The following is a 17435-nucleotide window of genomic DNA, read 5'->3' on the forward strand; positions in this document are numbered from 1 at the left end:
CACGCACCAACGCGACGTTCGTGCACCGTCACGCCAGGTTTACCTCTCCTGTTTTTGGGTCAGACGTCAGCCCGTGGACGTCATCCGGGCGGTCCGAGACGGCGAGGTGATCCGGTCGTGAGCCTCTTGCGCAGGAAGTCGGTCGAGCAGTCGATCCGCGACACGGAGCAGCCGGAGCACCAGCTCCGCAAGGTGCTGTCCGGCCTGGACCTCACCGTGTTCGGCATCGGCGTCATCATCGGGACGGGCATCTTCGTGCTGACCGGGGTCGCCGCGAACCAGACCGCCGGGCCCGCGGTCGCGCTGTCCTTCGTCGCAGCCGGCATCGCCTGCGGGCTGGCCGCGCTCTGCTACGCCGAGTTCGCGTCCACCGTGCCGGTGGCCGGCAGCGCCTACACCTACTCGTACGCCGCGCTCGGCGAGCTGGTCGCGTGGATCATCGGTTGGGACCTCATCCTGGAGTTCATCCTGGCCGGTGCCACGGTGGCGGTGGGGTGGTCGCAGTACTTCGCGGTGCTGATGGAGACGCTCGGGCTGTCGCTTCCCGCCGCCATCACCGGCGGCGAGGGCAGCGTGTTCAACCTGCCCGCCACGCTCATCGTGCTGATCCTCACCGCGGTCCTGGTCGCCGGCATCAAGGTCTCGTCACGGGTGAACGCCGTGGTGGTCGCCATCAAGGTGGCGGTGGTGCTCTTCGTGATCGTCGCCGGGCTGTTCTTCATCAAGGGGGCCAACTACACGCCGTTCGTCCCGCCGGCCGAGCCCGCGGCGGGTGGTTCCGGCGCCGAGGCGACCCTGGTCGAGGCCATCTTCGGGCAGGCGCCCGCCAACTTCGGCATCAGCGGCATCTTCGCCGCCGCGGCGCTGGTGTTCTTCGCGTTCATCGGCTTCGACATCGTGGCCACCGCGGCCGAGGAGACCCGGGTGCCGCAGCGCGACGTGCCGCGGGGAATCCTCGGTTCGCTGGCGGTCTGCACCGCGCTCTACGTCGCCGTCTCACTGGTGGTGGTGGGCATGCAGAACTACGCCGACCTGGACACGGCGGCACCGCTGGCCGCGGCGTTCCAGGCCGTCGGCCAGCCGCTCTTCGCCGACCTGATCACCGTCGGCGCCCTCGCCGGGTTGACCACGGTGGTGATGATCCTGATGCTCGGGCAGAGTCGGGTCGCGTTCGCCATGAGCCGTGACGGGCTGCTGCCGCGCTGGTTGAGCCGGGTGCATCCCCGGTACGGCACCCCGCACCGGATCACCGTCATCATCGGCCTGCTGGTGGCCGCGCTCGCCGGGTTCATCCCGCTCGAGGAACTCGCCGAGCTGGTCAACATCGGCACCCTCTTCGCGTTCGTCCTCGTCGCGGCCGCGGTCATCCTGTTGCGCCGCAACCGGCCGGACCTGCCGCGCGGCTTCCGCGTCCCCTGGGGGCCGGTGATCCCGGCTCTCGCGATCGTCGCCTGCGTCCTGCTGATGCTCTTCCTCACCGTCGAGACCTGGCTGCGGTTCCTCGCCTGGATGGCGATCGGGTTCGTCGTCTACTTCCTCTACGGCCGCCGCCACAGCCGGCTCGCCACCGGTGGGGGAGAAGGCCCGCCGATTCCCGGCCCGGATGACCTCGACACCGGGTTCGGCTCCGCGTCGCCCCCGCCGCGCAGGGACGGCTGACGCGCTCCGGCCGGCCAGGTTCGGTTGCCCGTGCACTCTCACGAGCGACCGCCTCGACGGCGGCGAGCACCGTCGTGTCGCCTACGACCACTGACCAGGATCAGGACGTACTCGTCTAGAGGGTGCCGGTGAGCACGGCGTCGGCCGACTGGAGGCGGATCTGGCTGATGTCGGCGACCGCCAGTCGGACCTGGTATCCGATCGTTCCCGTGCCGTTGACGACCTGGCACGTGCCGACCGGGTGCGCGGCGCCGGCGCGGTCGACGGCGAGGGCCGCGTACGCGCCGTCGGCCGGCGCGGCGGTCACGGTCACCAACAGCCAGGACGGGTTTCCCTGGTAGAGGAAGACGGTGCCGGCCGGGCGTGCGTCGGCAGTGGTCAGGGCGACCGCCTTGAGGTAGCGCCCGTTGGCGACGGCGAGGGTCTGCCGGTACTGGTCGGCGAGACGCCGGTCCTCCGCGGTACGCGACTGGACGAACAGCACCCCGCCGCCAGCCGCGACCAGCACCGAGGCAGCGAACGCCAGGGCCGCCACGACTCGTCGACGGGCCAGCAGCCGCCGCCGGGGTGGCGGCGAAGGAGCTGCGTCCAGCCGGGCGAGCACACTGCTCTCGAACCGCGGCGGGGGATCGACGGAGGGCGCGAGCAACAGGACTGCATCGGCGGTCGTGGTCAACTGGCTGAGTGCCCGGCGGCAGTCCCGGCACTGCGAGACGTGCGCCAGCGCCCAGGCCCGGTCATCCCCGGCGGCCACCCCAGCGGCGAGTTCCGGGAGCAGGGCGTGCACCTCCCGACACGGTGGCAGCTCACTCATCGCGTACCTCGAAATGATCGCGCAACCGGGACATGCCCAGCCTGATCCTCGTCTTGACCGTGCCCAGCGGTACGCCCTGCCACTCGGCGATCTCCTTCGCCGTGAGTCCGTTGAAGATCGCCAGCACGACGGCGGCGGCCTGTTCGGGCGGCAGCCCGCGCAGGGCGACGCGGATTCGGTCGGCGTCGGCAACCTCGTCGGACGGTTCCGTGGTGGCACTTGCGGTAGCGGTGAGCAGCGCCACCATCACCTCCGGCTCGTAGGGGCGATCGCGGCGCAACCGGATGGCGTCGATCGCTGCGTTCCGGGTGATGGACAGCAGCCACGGCAGCACGGCCCCACGGCGGGGATCGTAGCCGCCGGAGTACCGCCAGGCCCGCACGAACGCCTCCTGGGCGACATCCTCGGCGGTGGCCGTGACTCCGACGATGCTCACCGCCAGGCCGAAGACGCGGGCCTGGAAGCGGCGCACGAAGCTCGCCGTGTACTGCGGATCGCCGGCGGCCATCCCGGCCACCAGCGCCTCGTCACTGACACCCACACCCAGTACTACGCACGGCAGGTCGGTGCGGGATCTCTGCTGCCCGAGAGATCCCGCACCAGGCCGACGCCGGTAGTACTGGTATGAGACTCAAGATCGCGACATTCGCCGCACTGCTGGCCACGCTGACCGCCTGCACCGGGACGAACAACGCGGCCGAGGGCGACGGCAGCGAACTGTCCGTCGTCGTCGTCGAGCCGGCGAGCGGCGCCACCGTGTCCACCCCGTTCACCGTTAAGGTCGACAGCAACGTGCCGCTCGGGCCCACCGAGTCCGGCCAGCACCACGTACACATCTGGTTCGACGACAACGAATCCGACTACCTCGTCGTCGAGTCGGACACCACCCAGATCATCGAGGCGCTCTCCGGGCAGCACACGATGCACGTGTCGCTGCGCAACGCCAACCACTCGCCCGCCGGTGCCGAAGCCACCACGACGATCACCATCGGGACCGTCGGAGACCCCCCACCCGTGCCCAGCACCGGAGGCGATGGCGCAGCGTCCACGTCGGCCGACACCAACCCGTACACCTACTGACGGCATGACCCGCGGCACAGGCACCGTTCGGCGTTACTCCCGCGCCACCCGGTGGTTTCACACACTCACCTACCTCACCGTGCCGATCGCACTGGGTACCGGCTGGTGGCTGGTCGCCGGGCGGGAGGGGCAGCCCAGCGTTGCCGCCCGGTTGACCGGCGTTGCCGACACCACCCTGCACCGGTATGCCGGCTGGGCGCTGGCGGCACTCGCCGCGACCGCGGTGACGCTCGGGGTACGGGCAACCCGCACGTTCGTCCGCGAGTCGCTGCGCTACGACCATGGGGACCTGCGGTGGTTCACGCGCTGGCCGGGCGCGCTCGTGACCGGCCGGTTCGCCCGGCACGAGGGCCACTTCGACCCGGGGCAGCGCGTCGCGAACCTGCTGATGGTCGGCTTGTTCGCCGCCCTGATCGGCAGCGGGATCGGGTTGGTGGTCGTCACCGGCGGTCTCTGGTTCGTCTGGCTGCAGCGGGTGCACCGATGGGCCACGTATCTCATCACGCCGATCCTCATCGGACACATCGTGATCGCTGCCGGCCTTCCGCCCGGATACCGCGGCGTGGCCCGAGCCATGCACCTCGGTGGCCGGCTGCCACTACGCGTCGCTCAGCGGATCTGGCCGGGCTGGCTCGAGCGGCAACGCGGAGCAGACCATGACAGATGAGCCGCCATGCCCCTTCACGACCGCGATCGCCGCACTGCTCCTCGGCGCTCTCGGCCCACGCGAACGGCAGGAACTCGAAGCCCACCTACGGCAGTGCACGTTGTGCCTGGAGGAACTCGTCCTTCTCGCGCCGCTGCCCGGCCTGCTGCACCGAGCGGCGCCCCCTGGTTCGTGCCACCGATGGGATCCGTGATCGACGGGCCAGGAGGCCGCGGGGCCGTTCCCGCAACCCGTCAGCGACGAAGCGGGGGTCGAGCGGCGGAGATCAGCGGCGGGCCGCGATACGCTGGCCGCCTACCTGACCGAGATGGCCGCAGTCCGGGTGCAGGACACAACCTAGGTACGGTGATCAGATCGTGTTCTCGTCGCGTCGCCGAGTCCTGACAGCCGTGGCGGCCGCCATTGTCGCCGCGGGCGCGGCGTTGTTCGCCGTCCTCCAGCTGACCGGGGATCGAGCCGAGGAACCACCCGCCACTCGGGTCGTCCAGCCCGGCGCGCCGGGCCAGGCCGGCCGCACGCTCTCCCCGGCCGAGCGGGCCCAGTTGCCACCGCCCCCGGCACACACCGCCGCCGACACCCAGTTCATGCAGCGGATGATCGCGCACCACGCGCAGGCACTGGAGATGACCGCCCTCGTCACGGACCGCGCGGAGAGCCGCGAGGTGTCGCTGCTCGCCCGACGGATCGAGACGTCGCAGCGCGACGAGATAGCGCAGATGCAGCGGTGGCTCACCGAACGCGGTGAGCAGGTCCCGGGGCCGCACGCGCACCACGCCGGGCATGACGCCGTGATGCCGGGAATGCTCACCCCAGAGCAGCTCGGCCAGTTGACGCGGGCCCGGGGCGCGGAGTTCGACCGGCTCTTCCTCGACCTCATGATCCGTCACCACAACGGCGCGCTGACCATGGTGCAGCAGCTCTACGCCGCCGGGGGTGGGCTCGAGCCGGCCAGCGACCGGTTCGCCCGCGAGGTCAACGCCGACCAGGCCATCGAAATCAGAAGCATGCAGGAGCTGCTGGCCAAGCTTTCCGGGTGACCGGGCGCTCGCGCTTGCGCTCGCCAGCCGCGATCGCGGTACGGCCGCCACTGATGCCCGTGCGCTCGGCCACCTCTTCCACCGACAGTCGCCGGACAGCGTCGGGGCGCGTCCTGCCGAAGCTTCGGCAGGACGCGCCCCCGGCTGACGGTCCTCAGCGGGCGTCAGTCAAGGCTGGCGCACTGGCCGGTGGCCGGCCCCGTCACCGTGTTGGCCGCACCGAGGTTGATCGGCGCCGGCGAGTTGCCGGTGCAGGCCAGCGAGCCGCGCACCGTGCTGTCGGCGATGATCGGCTCGACCGTCCCGGTACCGCCGCCGGTCAACACCGCCGGCCCGTGGATCTCGGTGTCCACGATGGCGGCGCTGCCCTTCGTACCGGTGATGCTCACCGGACCGCGCACGGTGCTGTGGTAGAGGTGCACCGCGGCCGCGTTCGACGCCGACACCGAACCGGCGATCGACGAGTCGATGGCGAGCAGCGAGGCACCCGGACGGACCGTGACCGGGCCGGACACGGTCGCCCCGGTCAGGCAGGTGACACCCGTGACCGTCAGCGGCCCGTTGTGCCGGTCCGAGATGGTCGTGGTGCAGGTCCTGGCCAACTGGTCGAAGCGGGCCCGGGCCACCGCGAAGCTCGGCGCCCAGCTGATCCTGGTCTGAAGCTGGGCGTTGAACTGGGGCAGGTGCACCTCACGGGCCGCGGCGATCTCCGCCTCGGTCAGGTGCTCGCTGGGCCGCAGGCCGAAGACATCGAAGCCGCGCGCGATCTCGCTGCCGTAGACATGGCCGTTGTACCAGTACGCCGACCAGAAGCCACCGAGCATGATGGACGTGGGGCTGATCGGCCCCCGGTCGAAGTAGCCGATCTCCCGCGGGTTGGCCGAGTCGGTGAAGTCCAGCAGCGAGATGCCGCCCTGGTACCACGCCTGGGCGAGGATGTCCCGGCCCGGTACGGGGATCAGCGAACCGTTGTGGGCGACGCAGTTCTCCTGCAGCGTCTGCGGCACCGGCAGCTTGTAGTAGCTGGCAAACCGCATCTTCCCGTCGACGATGTCGAAGATCGCATTGGCGCCCCACTGGGGCTGGTCCGTCGTGCGGCACCGGGCGCCGGTGCCGCCGCCCCACTCGTCGGTGAAGATGACCTTCTTGCCGTCGTTGCTGAGCGTCGCGGAGTGCCAGTACGCGAAGTTCGGGTCGGCGACCTCGTCGATCCGCACCGGGTTCTCCGGGTTGGAGATGTCGATCAGGATCCCGTTGCCCTCACAGGCGCCCGCCGCCAACCCGAGCTCGGGATAGGCGGTGATGTCGTGGCAGGCGTCGGTGACCGGCGACGGGCTCCACGACCCGCCCGACGGGTGGGTCGGCGCGGGAGGGGTGTTCTGCAGGCCGTCGACGGCGCCGGTCTCCGGGTTCGCGAACAGTCGGGGGCCGCTGACGACCGCGGCCTGCTCCGGGTTCGCGACCGGGACCTTGATGACGTCGATCCGCCACCGCGCCGGGTTCTCGCCGGACGCGGGGACGTTGTTGCAGCCGGCCATCGTGCTGGCCGGGCGGACCCCGGCGGTGCCCGAGACGTACACGTAGACGTTGCTGCTGTCGTCCGGGTCGGTCACCAGGGTGTGGGTGTGTGAGCCGCGGCAGGTCTGTACGGCCGCGACCTGCACCGGGTTGGTCACGTCGCTGATGTCGAAGACACGGACGCCCTGGAACCGGGTGCCGACCGCGGGGTTCGTGCCGCAGTCGAGCCGGCCACGGCTCTCCTCGACCGACATGAAGAGCAGGTCGCCGTGGACCGAGAGGTCCCCCTGCCCGCCCGGGCACACCACGCTGGTGACCAGCGTCGGGTTGGCGGGCTGCGAGATGTCGTAGATGTTGAAGCCGTTGAAGTTGCCCATGAAGGCGTGGTTGCCGCCGAAGGCGAGATCCGATCCGGCGAAGCCGAAGTCACCCGGGTTGGCCGGGTTGACGAATCCCGCTGGCTTGTCGTGGTGCGCCAGCAGGTCGAGGTTGCTGCTCGCGCTCTGCGCGTCCAGCCATCCCGCGCCGAGACCGATCCGCGGATCCGGCCCGGGCTCCTGGCCCGAGGCCGTGCCCGGCAGCAGGGCGATGAGGAGCATGGTTACGGCCGTTGCGCCGAGCAAGCGACGTCTCCGGCCTGATCGGCGGTGTGATTGATGGGTCATGGGTGTCCTCCGCGCACAGTGCCCCCACTGGTGGCGGCGTGCGTGGGGCGCATGCACGCCGCGGTAGTAAGGACCGTACCGCCCTTTTGGCCATTTAGGATCATGGACATATTTGCGGTGGGCGCGAAACCGTCGATTTCCCGAGCCGCAGGGCGCGCCAGCTACCTTGCCTGGTCGGGGAGAGCGTCGGCGTGCGATGCCGACTGGTTGGCGGATCAGCCGGAGAGGTCGAGGGCGGTGTCGCACCCTGCGTCGGGGACGAGCTTTCCCCGTAGATGACTTGAGTCCTGGTGGCCCTGCCCGCTACTTCTCACACGGCGTTTTCTGGATGCCCTCCAGACTCCGTGACGTATGCAGTTCCTCCGAACTCTCCGAACCCTCCGTGAGGGACCCGAGGCCATGGTCTTGATCGTGCCGGTCAGCAACCTGTAGGCCCGTATCATCGTTGCCTCAAGGAACAGGTTTGGCTGTGTCACTGATCAGGATCTAAACGTCGGTGGGTTGGCCTCGGAGAAGGCGACTCGGAGGCATGCGGCGGGGTGACGCTAGCGACCGGAGGATGCCTGTCGCCCGACATGAAAGGAGTTGCGTGGCGCCATGGACAGGACACCCTGCCCGCCCAGGCTGGAGCGTTCGCCGTCCCCGCTACGTGCCAGAGGTTTGTTGGTGAATGACTGCTGGCGTCGATCGTGGTGAGGGCACAGCTCGCCGTTTCGCTGGGCTGTCTCGCGCTCGCGCTGGTTGTCCTGCTGGGCCACCTGGTGGTCGAACGGGCCCGGCACCGGCGGCGGCTTGCGCGGATACCGACCCGCATCGTTGTGAACGGCATTCGCGGCAAGTCTTCAGTGACCCGGCTGACCGCCGGCGCGCTGCGCGGGGACCCTGGGCGCCTCGTTGCGGCCAAGACGACCGGAACGGCGGCGAGGTTCATCTACCCCGGCGGGCGGGAGGTACCGATCCACCGGGGCCGCGGTGGCGTCAACGTGATCGAGCAGGTTGGCGTGGTGCGACGGGCGGTACGGGGTGGCGCCGACACCCTCGTTGTCGAGTGCATGGCGGTCCAGCCGGAACTGCAGCAGGTCAACCAGGACCAGTTGATTGACGCCGGCATCGTCGTGATCACCAATGTGCGGGAGGACCATCTCGAGGAGATGGGACCCACCCTTGACGACGTCGCGCGGTCGCTGAGCCGGTCCATGCCGCGCCGAGGAGTGGTGGTCACCGCCGAACGGGACCGGCTACACATCCTGCGGGAGGAGGCCATCCGTCGGCAGTGCGAGCTGATCGTGGTCGATCCGGACACCGTCAGCGACGCCGAGATGGCTCCGTTCGGGTGGATCACGCTCAAGGAGAACGTCGCGGTCGCCCTGACGGTCGCACAGTTGTGCGGCGTCGACCGGGCGAGCGCGTTGGCCGGCATGTACCGCACCAGCGCCGACCCCGGTGCGCTGCGCGTTGACGCGTGCGCGCACCACGGACGCCGGTTCGCCGCGGTCAACCTGTTCGCCGCCAACGACCCCGCCTCGACGCTGATGAATGTCGACCTGCTGCGCGAGCGACGGCTGATCGGCAAACGCGTCGCCGTAGTGATCAACTGCCGTCAGGACCGCGTGGAACGGAACGGCCAGATGGGAGCGATCGTCCCGCAGATCAATCCATACCGGATATTCCTGATCGGCTCGCCGACCCGCAGCGCGCTGCACCACTTGCCCGACGTGTGGCGCGACCGCGTTGTTGATCTCGAAGGAGAGCGCCGTACCGGCAGGCAACTCCGCGACGCGATCGTCGAGGCGATCGCGCCCGGTGACGCAGACACCTCGCTACTCATGATCGGAAACATTCATGGCCGCGGCGAGGAACTGCTCGCGGCGTTGCACCAGGTCACCGTCGCCGCCACCGCCGCAGCCCCGATCGACGACCTGACCGCCAGGCTCGAAGGTTTGTACCAGGCCGACACCGTCGTCCTCTCGCTGAGCGATATGGCCGCCGCCGCGACTCCCGTCGACCCGGCAGCCACCGTGGTCCTGTCCCGCGACGACCTCGCCGCCACCGCCGTCCCGGGTGAAGCGCACCTCGCAGTCCTCGACGCCGCCGGCCGGCAGTCCGTCCTCCGGTGAGCCAACAGGAGCCTGCCCTCATGGCCACATTCGACCTGTCCTCCGAGCTCAGCGCCGTCATCGTCGCTGCGGGGCTGCTGTTCGGACTGGTCGGGTACCTGATCACCAACGTGGCGCCGGCCGGCCTGATGGTGCCCGGCTGCATCGTGTTGACCGCCATCGAGGACGTCCGGAGCCTGGTCACCATCACCATCGTCACGGTCGTGACCGTCGGGCTGATGAAGCTGCTACAGCACATCACGATCTTGTACGGCAAGCGGCTGTTCGCGGTGACGATGCTGGTCTCGTCGTTGCTGTCGCTTGGCACGTTCCTGGCACTGCACCTGCGCTACCCGTTCCTGTTCGGCGGCGATACGCTGTCCTTCCTGGTGCCCGGACTGATGAGCTTCCAGCTCCTGCGGCCGCATGCTTTGCAGACTCTCGCCGCAACCGCCGTGGTCACCTGCGGTACCGGCGCGGCGGCCCTCGCGGTGATCTCCCTGTGAAGCTGGTCCGCCCGGGTTTGGCAGTGGTGGCCCTTGTGGCCGCCAGCACCGTCGTGGGCTTCGCGGCTTTCAACGTCGCCGGATCCACGCAGGATGATCCCGGTCCGACGCCCACCGCCACCAGCCCCAGCGACCGCCCGGCCGGTGACACCGCAGCCGACCGCCTGGCCGCGGAGTACGAGCTTGTCGACATGGCCCGCCCGGCCCGCACAGAGGTCCGCCGGCGCACCGACCTGGCCGTGGTCGCGACCCTGACCGCCGGCGCACGAACGGCCGTCTTCGCCGGTCCACGCCGCCGATTCGAGGAGCCGTCGACCACCACCGCCGTGGTCGAATCGACGACATGGGTGCGCATCGCCCCGCAGGCATGGCAGCCCGGTTCGCAGATGCCGGAAGCCTTTGCCCGGTGGCTGCTCACCGAACTCAACCGTAAGAATCCCCCGGTAGACATACTCGCCGCCGCACTGCAATACCTTCCTGGTACACCCGACCTCCGCGATGAGCGAGGGGTGCGGTACGCCGGCGACGCCGGCTTCGGGTACGTGCACAGCCGCGAGGAACGCGACGGCGCTGACTTCTACGACTACCTGGAGATCCCGTGGGACTTCCCGGACGTCGGCACCGTCACGCCGTCGGCCCGGTGGGACCGGGACCTGGACTGCTCCGGCTACATCAGGCTGATCTACGGCTATCGCTTCGGAATCCCGCTGCTCAACCAGTCCGCCACCACGACCGTCGACGGCTTGCCCCGCACCGCGGCGAGCATGGCTGCGTACGCCCGCTCGGTGGTGATCGCCGCCGGCCGCAGCCCCAGCCGCCCACCGACCGACCTCTCGGCAATGCAGCCGGGGGACCTTGTCTTCTTCGCCCTGCACGACGACCCCGCCCTGATCACGCACTCCGGCATCTACATCGGCGACGACGCCGATGGAGGCATGCGGTTCGCATCGTCCCGCGGCACCGTCGACGGGCCGACCTTTGGCGACGTGCGCGGCGACGGCGTTCTCGACTCCGGCTACTTCGGTAAGCGGCTGCGCCGCGTCATCCGCCTGTAAGGAAGGCACAGACCGCCATGCGCGCATCCCCTGTCCGTATTGTGCTCGTCACCGTGCTGCTCCTTGCCCCGGCCGGGGTATGGACGTGGCGCGGCGACCTCATCCGCGAGCGCCTATTTCCGCAGCCGGCGGCGGCTACTGCGGAGGCGGTGGCCAGCAGGCCTCGCCAAGTCAGCATCCTCGGATCCGGGGACATCCTGGTGCACCCGCCGACATGGCACCAGGCACGGGCCCACGCCGAGGCGGGCGGCCGCGCCGGCTACGACTTCGACCCGATGTTCGCCTCGATCCGTCCCGCCGTCGAATCGGCGGACCTGGCCATCTGCCACATGGAGGCCCCGATGGGGCCCGGCGAGCCCAAGGACTTTCCTCGTTTCAACGCTCCCACCGACCTGGCCGGCGCGGTCAAGGCTGCCGGCTATGACACCTGCTCCACCGCCAGCAATCACGCCTTGGATCAAGGCGAGCAAGGCGTGTACGACAACCTCGACGCCCTCGACACGGCCGGTCTCCGTCACACCGGCACCTTCCGCAGCCCCGCCGAACACCGCAGGCCGACGATCTATCAGGTCAAGGGCGTCAATATCGGTCACCTGTCCTGGGCGATGCACTTTAACGGCCTGGAACCGCCAGCCGGCAAGGCTTGGCTGGCCAACCGCATCGACGTCGCCGCGATCCGGGCCGCCGCCGCAGCCACCCGCAAGGCCGGCGCGCAGATCATCGTGCTCTCCGCGCACTGGGGCACCGAGAAGGTTCACACGCCCGATGGCGAACAGCTGTTCTGGGCCAAGCAGCTCATCGCCGACCCGAACATCGACCTGATCATCGGCCACCACGCCCATGTCGTACAGCCCTTCGAGCGGTTCGGTGACAAGTGGGTCGCCTACGGCGTCGGAAACACCCTCGCTCGCCACGACTTCCCGAACGACGCCAACCGTGAGGGGATCCTCGCCAAGTTCACGTTCACTGAGCAGCCCCGTGGGCGATGGGTCGTCACCCAGGTCGAGGCCATCCCTATCTGGCTCTCCCTCAAACCGACCATCCGCGTCCTCGACCTGGCCCGCATCCTCGAGCGCATGCCCGCCGTCGACCGGCGTCGCGCCCTCTACACCGCCGCCCAGGATCGGATCACCGGCTACCTTGACAGCCGCGCCGCGATCGCCGCTGGGCTCCAGGTAAGGCGTTGACAGTTCCGTCGGGCTGAGATGCCGGTTGAGCCGCACGTTGCGCCTCGGGATGCCGCTGGCCCTCGACGCTGGCCGGGAGGTGCTCGTCCGGCTGGTGTTCATGGCGGTCGGGGTCGGCCTCGGGATCGCGCTGCTGCTGCTCAGCCTCACCGCTCCGCACGCCCTGTGGGGCCGCTACGAGCGCATGGCCTGGCAGGACGCCGCCTACACGGCGCTCAGCCCCGAGACCGATGACGACCCGGTCGTGGAGTCGGTCGACGGCGCGCTGTTCCTCGCGGTGAGCGACTACCACGACGGTCGGCCGATGATCCGTACCTACCTGGCGGCGCTCGGGGATGACCCGCCCGTGCCACCGGGTCCTTCCCGCACGCCCGGGCCGGGCGAGGTCGCCCGCGTCGCCGGCGATGATCCGGCTGCTGGAGTCGACGCCGGACGACGAGCTCGACGGCAAGTTCCCGGCCGGGTCACGATGACCGTCGGCCCCGACGGGCTGGCCCACAACAACGACCTCGGCGGATCATCGGCCGTAGGCTCGAGCAACTTGAGGGCGTACGGTCCGTGGGCGAGGTGCACGGTTTCACCCATCTGCGACCGCCGGGTTGGGCGATCGTCGGCATCCTGGCGACGTTCGCGTTGACGGGTTCGGCGGTGGTCCTGGTCCCCATCGTGATCCTCATCGCCGTGGTGACCCGGGTCGCCAGGCGGCACCGGGAGCGGCGTCTCGTCGCGATCCGGTTCGTCGGCGCCACCCAGTCACAGATCTCGCTGGTGGCCGCAGCCGAGGCCGGAGTCGCGGCCATCGGGGGAGCAGCCCTGGGTTGGGCACTCTACGAGGTGAACCGGCGGATGCTGGCCTCCGCCGTGACCTTCCAGCACGGACCTTTCTGGCTCCAGGATGTGGCCCTGCCGCCATCGTGGCTGGCCGGGATCCTGCTGGCCGTGCCGGCACTGGTGATCTCACGACCCTCGTGTCGCTGCGCAGTGTCCACACGCGTCCCCTCGCGGTTCAGCGGCGCTCGCGGCGGCACCACCCCTCGCGCTTTGCTGGGGCTGCTGATCCTCGCCACCCGCCACGACGCCGTCCGCTTCGAGTAGCGCCGCTGCGTCGGGCATGCCGTGGCCGAGCCCATCCTTTCGCCGCTACGCACCGTCATGCCGGGCAGCACGGCGCCGGTGCGGCGGCGGAGCCCGTTCGGTTTACCGTGCTCTCAATCAGTTCGTGGCCCAGATCGAACCGGATGCCGTCCGGGTTGGTCAGCCCCACGTCGGCGTACCACGAGCGGTCAGCCTCGGGGTGTGGGCCGACGAGGCCCACCCGCCCGGCGCCGAAGGTGGTCACGACGGCGGCGGCCGCGCCGGTGTCGTAGGTGGCGAGGACGGTGCCCGGCACCCCGGATCGCAGCTCGAACGTCGGCCCGTCCTGGAAGAACATGTGCCGGACGCGACCGCGCCACCGCACCTTGATCACCGTGTCGTCGGTGCTGTCGACACTCGCCCCGGCGGTGCTGATGTACTGGCGTACCTTGCCGTTGATCAGGCCGAAGCCGGGATCGGCGGCGGCGAGGTACGCCCCCAGACAGAAGCCGAGGTAGTGCCCGCCGTCGTGGACGAAGCCGCGGATCTCCTCGGCGTAGTCGCGCATCCTCCGCCAGGCCGGGCCGACGTTGCCTCCTCCGGGCTGGGCGTAGACCGCCGCTTCGGCCAGCGTGCTGCGCGATATCTGCCGCTCCTCGTCCGGGCCGCAGTACTCGGTGCGGAACCCGGCCGGTGCGCTGCGCAGGAGTGCTGCCGCCGCCTCCGCGCAGCCGGAGCAGGCGGCTGGACCCCGGTAGACGAGTGCCAGTGGCCCGTCCCGGGAGACCGCCGACACCCCGGCCCACCCGAGCGCGGCCAGGGTGCCGGCGGCGCCGACGCCGACCAGGACACGCCGCCGGCTGGTTCTCCGCGGCTCGCCGAGCGGCGGGCCGCCGGTCTGCTCCATGCCTCTTCCCTCCCGCTCAGCCGGGGCGCCATCCCGTTGCGGGCGCCTCGACCGGGTGTTCGCGCGCACGGGGCGCTTCCCGGTACATCGACATACCGATGCGGTCCCGTGTCCGGTGACCGTTTCGGGCGGCCAGCCGGCGAGCGCCGCCGGACATCACCGTCACCAGCCCTTCCACCGGGCCCCGGCCCGCGGTGGCCCACCATGCCAATGCGAACAACACGAAAGCCACGACCTGCGCGACGAGTCCGGTCACGGGCGCGAAGGAGTCGAGGTCCGAGTTGATGAAGATGATGTGTGCGGTGTAGAGCGTCAGGGTCATGCCGCCGGCCGCGGCCAGCGGCACCAGCAGCAGGGAGAGGGCCCGTCGCGGGAGGTTCCGTGCTACTCGGCCGGCGAGCAGCATGACGGCGAGCACAGCGATCGCGCTCCCGGTCGTGCCGATCAGGTCGAGTGGCGTGCTGGTGTGCGGCGCGTCGACCGCGAGCCACCACCACGTCGAGGCGGGCGTGCTGCCGTCTCCGCCGAACGTGAGGAGCTCGGCCGTCCCCGCCGCGTCCAGCCCGCTCTTCGGCTGGGTGAGCGAGATCTGCTGCAAGCCCCCGTACCGGTTCAGCAGAACCGACGATGCCACCGGCGCGGCGGTGGCGAGCGCGCCACCGACGACGAGCAGCCCGAGGATGACTCTCGTCCGGGTCAGGGTCAGCCGCCCGACGACCAGGCCGGCACACAGGTACGCCAGCCACGTCACGGCCGGAAACCCTCCCGTGAGCGACAGTTCGGTGAGCAGCGCGACCGGGTCGCCGACGAGGTCGGCGAATCCCGCATTGCCGTAGGTCGGTGCCGGCAGCCGCGGCAGCAGGACGTGCTGGAGGGCGGGGGCGGCGGCGGCCACGACCACGCCGGTGAACGCCACCAACCAGGTCGGCAGGAACACCAGCGGGACGGCCAAGATGAACATCACCGCGTAGTACGGCAGGATGACCGACGCCAGGGACGCGTCGGTGTAACCCAGTGCCAACCCGATCGCGCCGATCGCCAGGGCTCGGACGATCAGCGCCGCCACCGGACCTGAGCCGGCGGTCAGCCTGACCCGCTGTCGAGCGGTCAGGAATGCGATGCCGACCCCGGCCAGTACCGCGAACGCGGCAGCCGCTCGCCCGCCGAAGGCGGTGAACCACCAGGTGGGTCGCCCGGCGGCGTCAGCCTCGGGCAACGAATGCACGGCGATCATGGCGAGCAGCGCGGCTCCCCGGGCGGCGTCCACGCCGAGCAGTCGGAATCGCCCGACCGGCAGGTCGGTCGTGGAGGGCGGACCGCCGGCGCTGCGGGCGACGGCGGCGAGCCGGTTCGCCTCGGCGGCTCGGTCGAGCTGCTCCCAGGTGAGGTTCGCAGTTTGGGTCATGGCCTCATCACGGTGTCAATCAGGTCGTGGCCGAGGTCCGCACCGAGCCGGTTGGCGGTGCGTAAGCCCGCGTCCAGGTACCAGTCGTCGGTGGCTTCGGGGTGGGGGCCGACGACGCCGACCCGGCCGGCACCGAGTCGGGTGACCATCGCGGCGATCGTGCCGTTCGGGTACGTCGCGAGGATGTCGGCGTCGGCGGTCGGCTGCAGGCAGAAGTACGGGCCGTCCTGGAAGAAGAGCTTGCGCCGCCGGCCCCGCCAGGTCACCTGCACGACGGTGTTCTTCGCCGAGTTGACGGTGGCGGCGGGGGAGGCGATGTACTGATCCGTGTCACCCGGAAGGAGAGCGAAGCCGGGCGTGGCCCCGGCGAGGTAGCCGCCGAGGCAGATCCCCAGGTATCTCCCGCCGGACTGGACGAACTGCCGGATCTCGTCGCGGTGGCCCTTCAGGTTGCGATAGCCGCGCCTGAGGGTGCCGCCGCCCGGCTGGGCGTAGAGCGCGGCCCCGGCCAGCGTCCAGTGGCTCAGCGGCAGGTCCTCGTCCGGGCCGACGTACCGCACGTCGAAGCCCCATCGGCTGGATTTGAGCAGCGCCGCCACCGCCTCGGGGCAGCCGGGAAGCGTCGCGGGTCCTCGGTAGACCAGCGCCACCGGGGGTGGTTCCGTTCGCTTCGGCAGCGGCGAGTGCACCGTCAGGCCGTAACCGGTGAGGGCTCGCCCGCCGGCGGCGAGCAGGCGACCGAAGGTTCTCGACGCCATCAGGACCTGGCCGGCAGTGGGTTGTCGAGGGTCAGCGCGGTGCAGCGCACCCCGCCCCCGCCCTTGGCGAGTTCGGTGGTGTCGAGTTCGACGACCTGCAGGCCGCGGGCGCGCAGCACGGCGGCCAGCTGCGGAGCTCCCTTGGTCATGGTCACCGTGGTGCCGTCGCTGATCAGGTTGAGCGCGAAGCGGGCCGCCTCCTCGACGGCTACCTCGATCAGGTCCATGCCGAGTCCGCGCAGCCGCCGGCAGCTCGGCTCGTCGAGGGCCTCGGGGCAGTAGGCGAGGGCGCCGGGCTCGACGACCGCGACCGCGAGGTCGAGGTCGTACCATCGGGGACTCACCGTCTGCAGCGGCACCACCTCGTAGTCCAGTGCCCGCGCGAGGATGGCGTGCATCCGCCGGTCGGTCCGCTGTCCGTAGCCGGCGAGCAGCAGGTCGCCGCAGGCCAGGGCGTCGCCCTGGCCGCTGAACGGGTACGGCGCCTCCACGACGTCGTAGTCGTGCTCGATCAGCCACTCCTGGAAGTACGGCATCTCGGCCTTGCGCTCCGGCGGCGGTGCGCCGAGGACGGCCCGGCCGCCCCGCACCACCGCGGCGTTCGCGGTGAAGACCATGTCCGGGCACTCCGGCGCGGACGGCACGTACTCGATGCGGCGGCCCGCCGTTCGGTGCGCGACGACGATGTTCAGGTGCTCGACGACCGCCGCTGCCTGGTCCGGCTGCACCTCGGTGTGCATGTACGGGTTGATCTCGTAGTCGACCCGGAAGTAGGCGGCGTCGGACACCAGGAGTGCCTTGTTCATGGAACGGTTCTTCCTCTCGTGGATGGAGAATGGACGGAATCGGTTGCGGCCAGGTGGTGGCGGCCGCGGCCGTACGGAACGGCGTCACGCCGCCCGTTGGTCGACGGGGTCGCGGGTGAGCACCCCTTGGGCGGGGATCCCGCGCCATCGGGTCCCGGGGGTGAGGTGTTCGCCCTTCATCAGCAGTGAGAGCGAGTCCAG

17 protein-coding genes and 1 pseudogene are annotated in these 17435 nt (G+C 70.3%); 11 read left to right on the forward strand and 7 right to left on the reverse strand.

The window, feature by feature from the left end:
• Positions 1-117 precede the first annotated feature (117 nt).
• Complete coding sequence (locus ACVCAH_RS25595; RefSeq protein WP_447138752.1) at positions 118-1659, forward strand: amino acid permease; 1542 nt, start codon at positions 118-120, stop codon at positions 1657-1659.
• Positions 1660-1774: 115 nt separating this feature from the next.
• Here ACVCAH_RS25595 and ACVCAH_RS25600 read toward each other — a convergent pair whose 3' ends face one another.
• Together ACVCAH_RS25600 and ACVCAH_RS25605 are read right to left on the reverse strand one after the other, a co-directional pair.
• Positions 1775-2473, reverse strand: a complete 699-nt coding sequence (locus ACVCAH_RS25600) for a zf-HC2 domain-containing protein (RefSeq protein ID WP_447138753.1) — start codon at positions 2471-2473, stop codon at positions 1775-1777.
• Complete coding sequence (locus ACVCAH_RS25605; RefSeq protein WP_447138754.1) at positions 2466-3014, reverse strand: RNA polymerase sigma factor; 549 nt, start codon at positions 3012-3014, stop codon at positions 2466-2468. The genes ACVCAH_RS25600 and ACVCAH_RS25605 overlap by 8 nt, the downstream gene beginning before the upstream one ends.
• Before the next feature lie 83 nt (positions 3015-3097).
• Between ACVCAH_RS25605 and ACVCAH_RS25610 the strand changes: the two genes are divergently transcribed.
• The 4 genes and pseudogenes from ACVCAH_RS25610 to ACVCAH_RS25625 all read left to right on the forward strand — a co-directional run bounded on the left by ACVCAH_RS25610 (position 3098) and on the right by ACVCAH_RS25625 (position 5257).
• On the forward strand, positions 3098-3553 hold the full coding sequence (locus tag ACVCAH_RS25610) for a hypothetical protein (RefSeq protein ID WP_447138755.1): 456 nt from the start codon (positions 3098-3100) through the stop codon (positions 3551-3553).
• A gap of 4 nt (positions 3554-3557) precedes the next feature.
• Positions 3558-4220, forward strand: coding sequence for a cytochrome b/b6 domain-containing protein (locus tag ACVCAH_RS25615; protein WP_447138756.1), 663 nt, complete (start codon positions 3558-3560; stop codon positions 4218-4220).
• Positions 4210-4287: pseudogene (locus ACVCAH_RS25620) on the forward strand (hypothetical protein); the annotation flags it as partial. The gene ACVCAH_RS25615 and the pseudogene ACVCAH_RS25620, both read left to right, overlap by 11 nt.
• 322 nt (positions 4288-4609) lie before the next feature.
• On the forward strand, positions 4610-5257 hold the full coding sequence (locus ACVCAH_RS25625; RefSeq protein WP_447138757.1) for a DUF305 domain-containing protein: 648 nt from the start codon (positions 4610-4612) through the stop codon (positions 5255-5257).
• 164 nt (positions 5258-5421) lie between these two features.
• On the opposite strand, the gene ACVCAH_RS25630 is transcribed toward ACVCAH_RS25625, so the two are convergent.
• Positions 5422-7374 (reverse strand): LVIVD repeat-containing protein, encoded by a 1953-nt coding sequence (locus tag ACVCAH_RS25630; RefSeq protein ID WP_447138758.1) that lies wholly within the window; start codon positions 7372-7374, stop codon positions 5422-5424.
• Between the two features lie 758 nt (positions 7375-8132).
• Between ACVCAH_RS25630 and pgsB the strand changes: the two genes are divergently transcribed.
• Genes pgsB through ACVCAH_RS25660 form a run of 6 tightly spaced genes read left to right on the forward strand, consistent with a single transcriptional unit; the run spans position 8133 to position 13379 of the window.
• Positions 8133-9557: a poly-gamma-glutamate synthase PgsB gene (pgsB, locus tag ACVCAH_RS25635; protein ID WP_447138759.1), complete on the forward strand. Its 1425-nt coding sequence runs from the start codon at positions 8133-8135 to the stop codon at positions 9555-9557.
• A gap of 20 nt (positions 9558-9577) precedes the next feature.
• Positions 9578-10042 carry a poly-gamma-glutamate biosynthesis protein PgsC/CapC gene (locus ACVCAH_RS25640; protein WP_447138760.1) on the forward strand — a complete coding sequence of 155 codons (465 nt, stop codon included), beginning with the start codon at positions 9578-9580 and terminating at the stop codon, positions 10040-10042.
• A gap of 35 nt (positions 10043-10077) precedes the next feature.
• Positions 10078-11097, forward strand: a complete 1020-nt coding sequence (locus ACVCAH_RS25645; protein WP_447138761.1) for an NlpC/P60 family protein — start codon at positions 10078-10080, stop codon at positions 11095-11097.
• A gap of 41 nt (positions 11098-11138) precedes the next feature.
• Positions 11139-12284, forward strand: coding sequence for a CapA family protein (locus ACVCAH_RS25650; protein WP_447138762.1), 1146 nt, complete (start codon positions 11139-11141; stop codon positions 12282-12284).
• Between the two features lie 25 nt (positions 12285-12309).
• Complete coding sequence (locus tag ACVCAH_RS25655; protein WP_447138763.1) at positions 12310-12921, forward strand: hypothetical protein; 612 nt, start codon at positions 12310-12312, stop codon at positions 12919-12921.
• A gap of 11 nt (positions 12922-12932) precedes the next feature.
• Positions 12933-13379 carry an FtsX-like permease family protein gene (locus ACVCAH_RS25660; protein ID WP_447138764.1) on the forward strand — a complete coding sequence of 149 codons (447 nt, stop codon included), beginning with the start codon at positions 12933-12935 and terminating at the stop codon, positions 13377-13379.
• A gap of 55 nt (positions 13380-13434) precedes the next feature.
• Here ACVCAH_RS25660 and ACVCAH_RS25665 read toward each other — a convergent pair whose 3' ends face one another.
• Genes ACVCAH_RS25665 through ACVCAH_RS25680 form a run of 4 tightly spaced genes read right to left on the reverse strand, consistent with a single transcriptional unit; the run spans position 13435 to position 17234 of the window.
• Positions 13435-14265: a BPL-N domain-containing protein gene (locus ACVCAH_RS25665; protein ID WP_447138765.1), complete on the reverse strand. Its 831-nt coding sequence runs from the start codon at positions 14263-14265 to the stop codon at positions 13435-13437.
• Positions 14266-14281: 16 nt separating this feature from the next.
• Complete coding sequence (locus tag ACVCAH_RS25670; protein ID WP_447138766.1) at positions 14282-15670, reverse strand: heparan-alpha-glucosaminide N-acetyltransferase domain-containing protein; 1389 nt, start codon at positions 15668-15670, stop codon at positions 14282-14284.
• Positions 15667-16428, reverse strand: coding sequence for a BPL-N domain-containing protein (locus tag ACVCAH_RS25675; protein WP_447138767.1), 762 nt, complete (start codon positions 16426-16428; stop codon positions 15667-15669). The genes ACVCAH_RS25670 and ACVCAH_RS25675 overlap by 4 nt, the downstream gene beginning before the upstream one ends.
• Complete coding sequence (locus ACVCAH_RS25680) at positions 16428-17234, reverse strand: dimethylarginine dimethylaminohydrolase family protein (RefSeq protein WP_447138768.1); 807 nt, start codon at positions 17232-17234, stop codon at positions 16428-16430. Before ACVCAH_RS25680 ends, ACVCAH_RS25675 begins: the two co-directional genes overlap by 1 nt.
• Between the last annotated feature and the right edge of the window lie 201 nt (positions 17235-17435).

Source organism: Micromonospora sp. LZ34, from assembly GCF_052981855.1.

What these genes read in the sequence shown, in the direction of transcription:
- ACVCAH_RS25600 (WP_447138753.1), bottom strand. Translation starts at nt 2,473, where the DNA reads ATGAGTGAGCTGCCACCGTGTCGGGAGGTGCACGCCCTGCTCCCGGAA.
- ACVCAH_RS25610 (WP_447138755.1), top strand. Translation starts at nt 3,098, where the DNA reads ATGAGACTCAAGATCGCGACATTCGCCGCACTGCTGGCCACGCTGACC.
- ACVCAH_RS25615 (WP_447138756.1), top strand. Translation starts at nt 3,558, where the DNA reads ATGACCCGCGGCACAGGCACCGTTCGGCGTTACTCCCGCGCCACCCGG.
- ACVCAH_RS25630 (WP_447138758.1), bottom strand. Translation starts at nt 7,374, where the DNA reads ATGCTCCTCATCGCCCTGCTGCCGGGCACGGCCTCGGGCCAGGAGCCC.
- ACVCAH_RS25640 (WP_447138760.1), top strand. Translation starts at nt 9,578, where the DNA reads ATGGCCACATTCGACCTGTCCTCCGAGCTCAGCGCCGTCATCGTCGCT.
- ACVCAH_RS25665 (WP_447138765.1), bottom strand. Translation starts at nt 14,265, where the DNA reads ATGGAGCAGACCGGCGGCCCGCCGCTCGGCGAGCCGCGGAGAACCAGC.
- ACVCAH_RS25670 (WP_447138766.1), bottom strand. Translation starts at nt 15,670, where the DNA reads ATGACCCAAACTGCGAACCTCACCTGGGAGCAGCTCGACCGAGCCGCC.
- ACVCAH_RS25675 (WP_447138767.1), bottom strand. Translation starts at nt 16,428, where the DNA reads ATGGCGTCGAGAACCTTCGGTCGCCTGCTCGCCGCCGGCGGGCGAGCC.
- ACVCAH_RS25680 (WP_447138768.1), bottom strand. Translation starts at nt 17,234, where the DNA reads ATGAACAAGGCACTCCTGGTGTCCGACGCCGCCTACTTCCGGGTCGAC.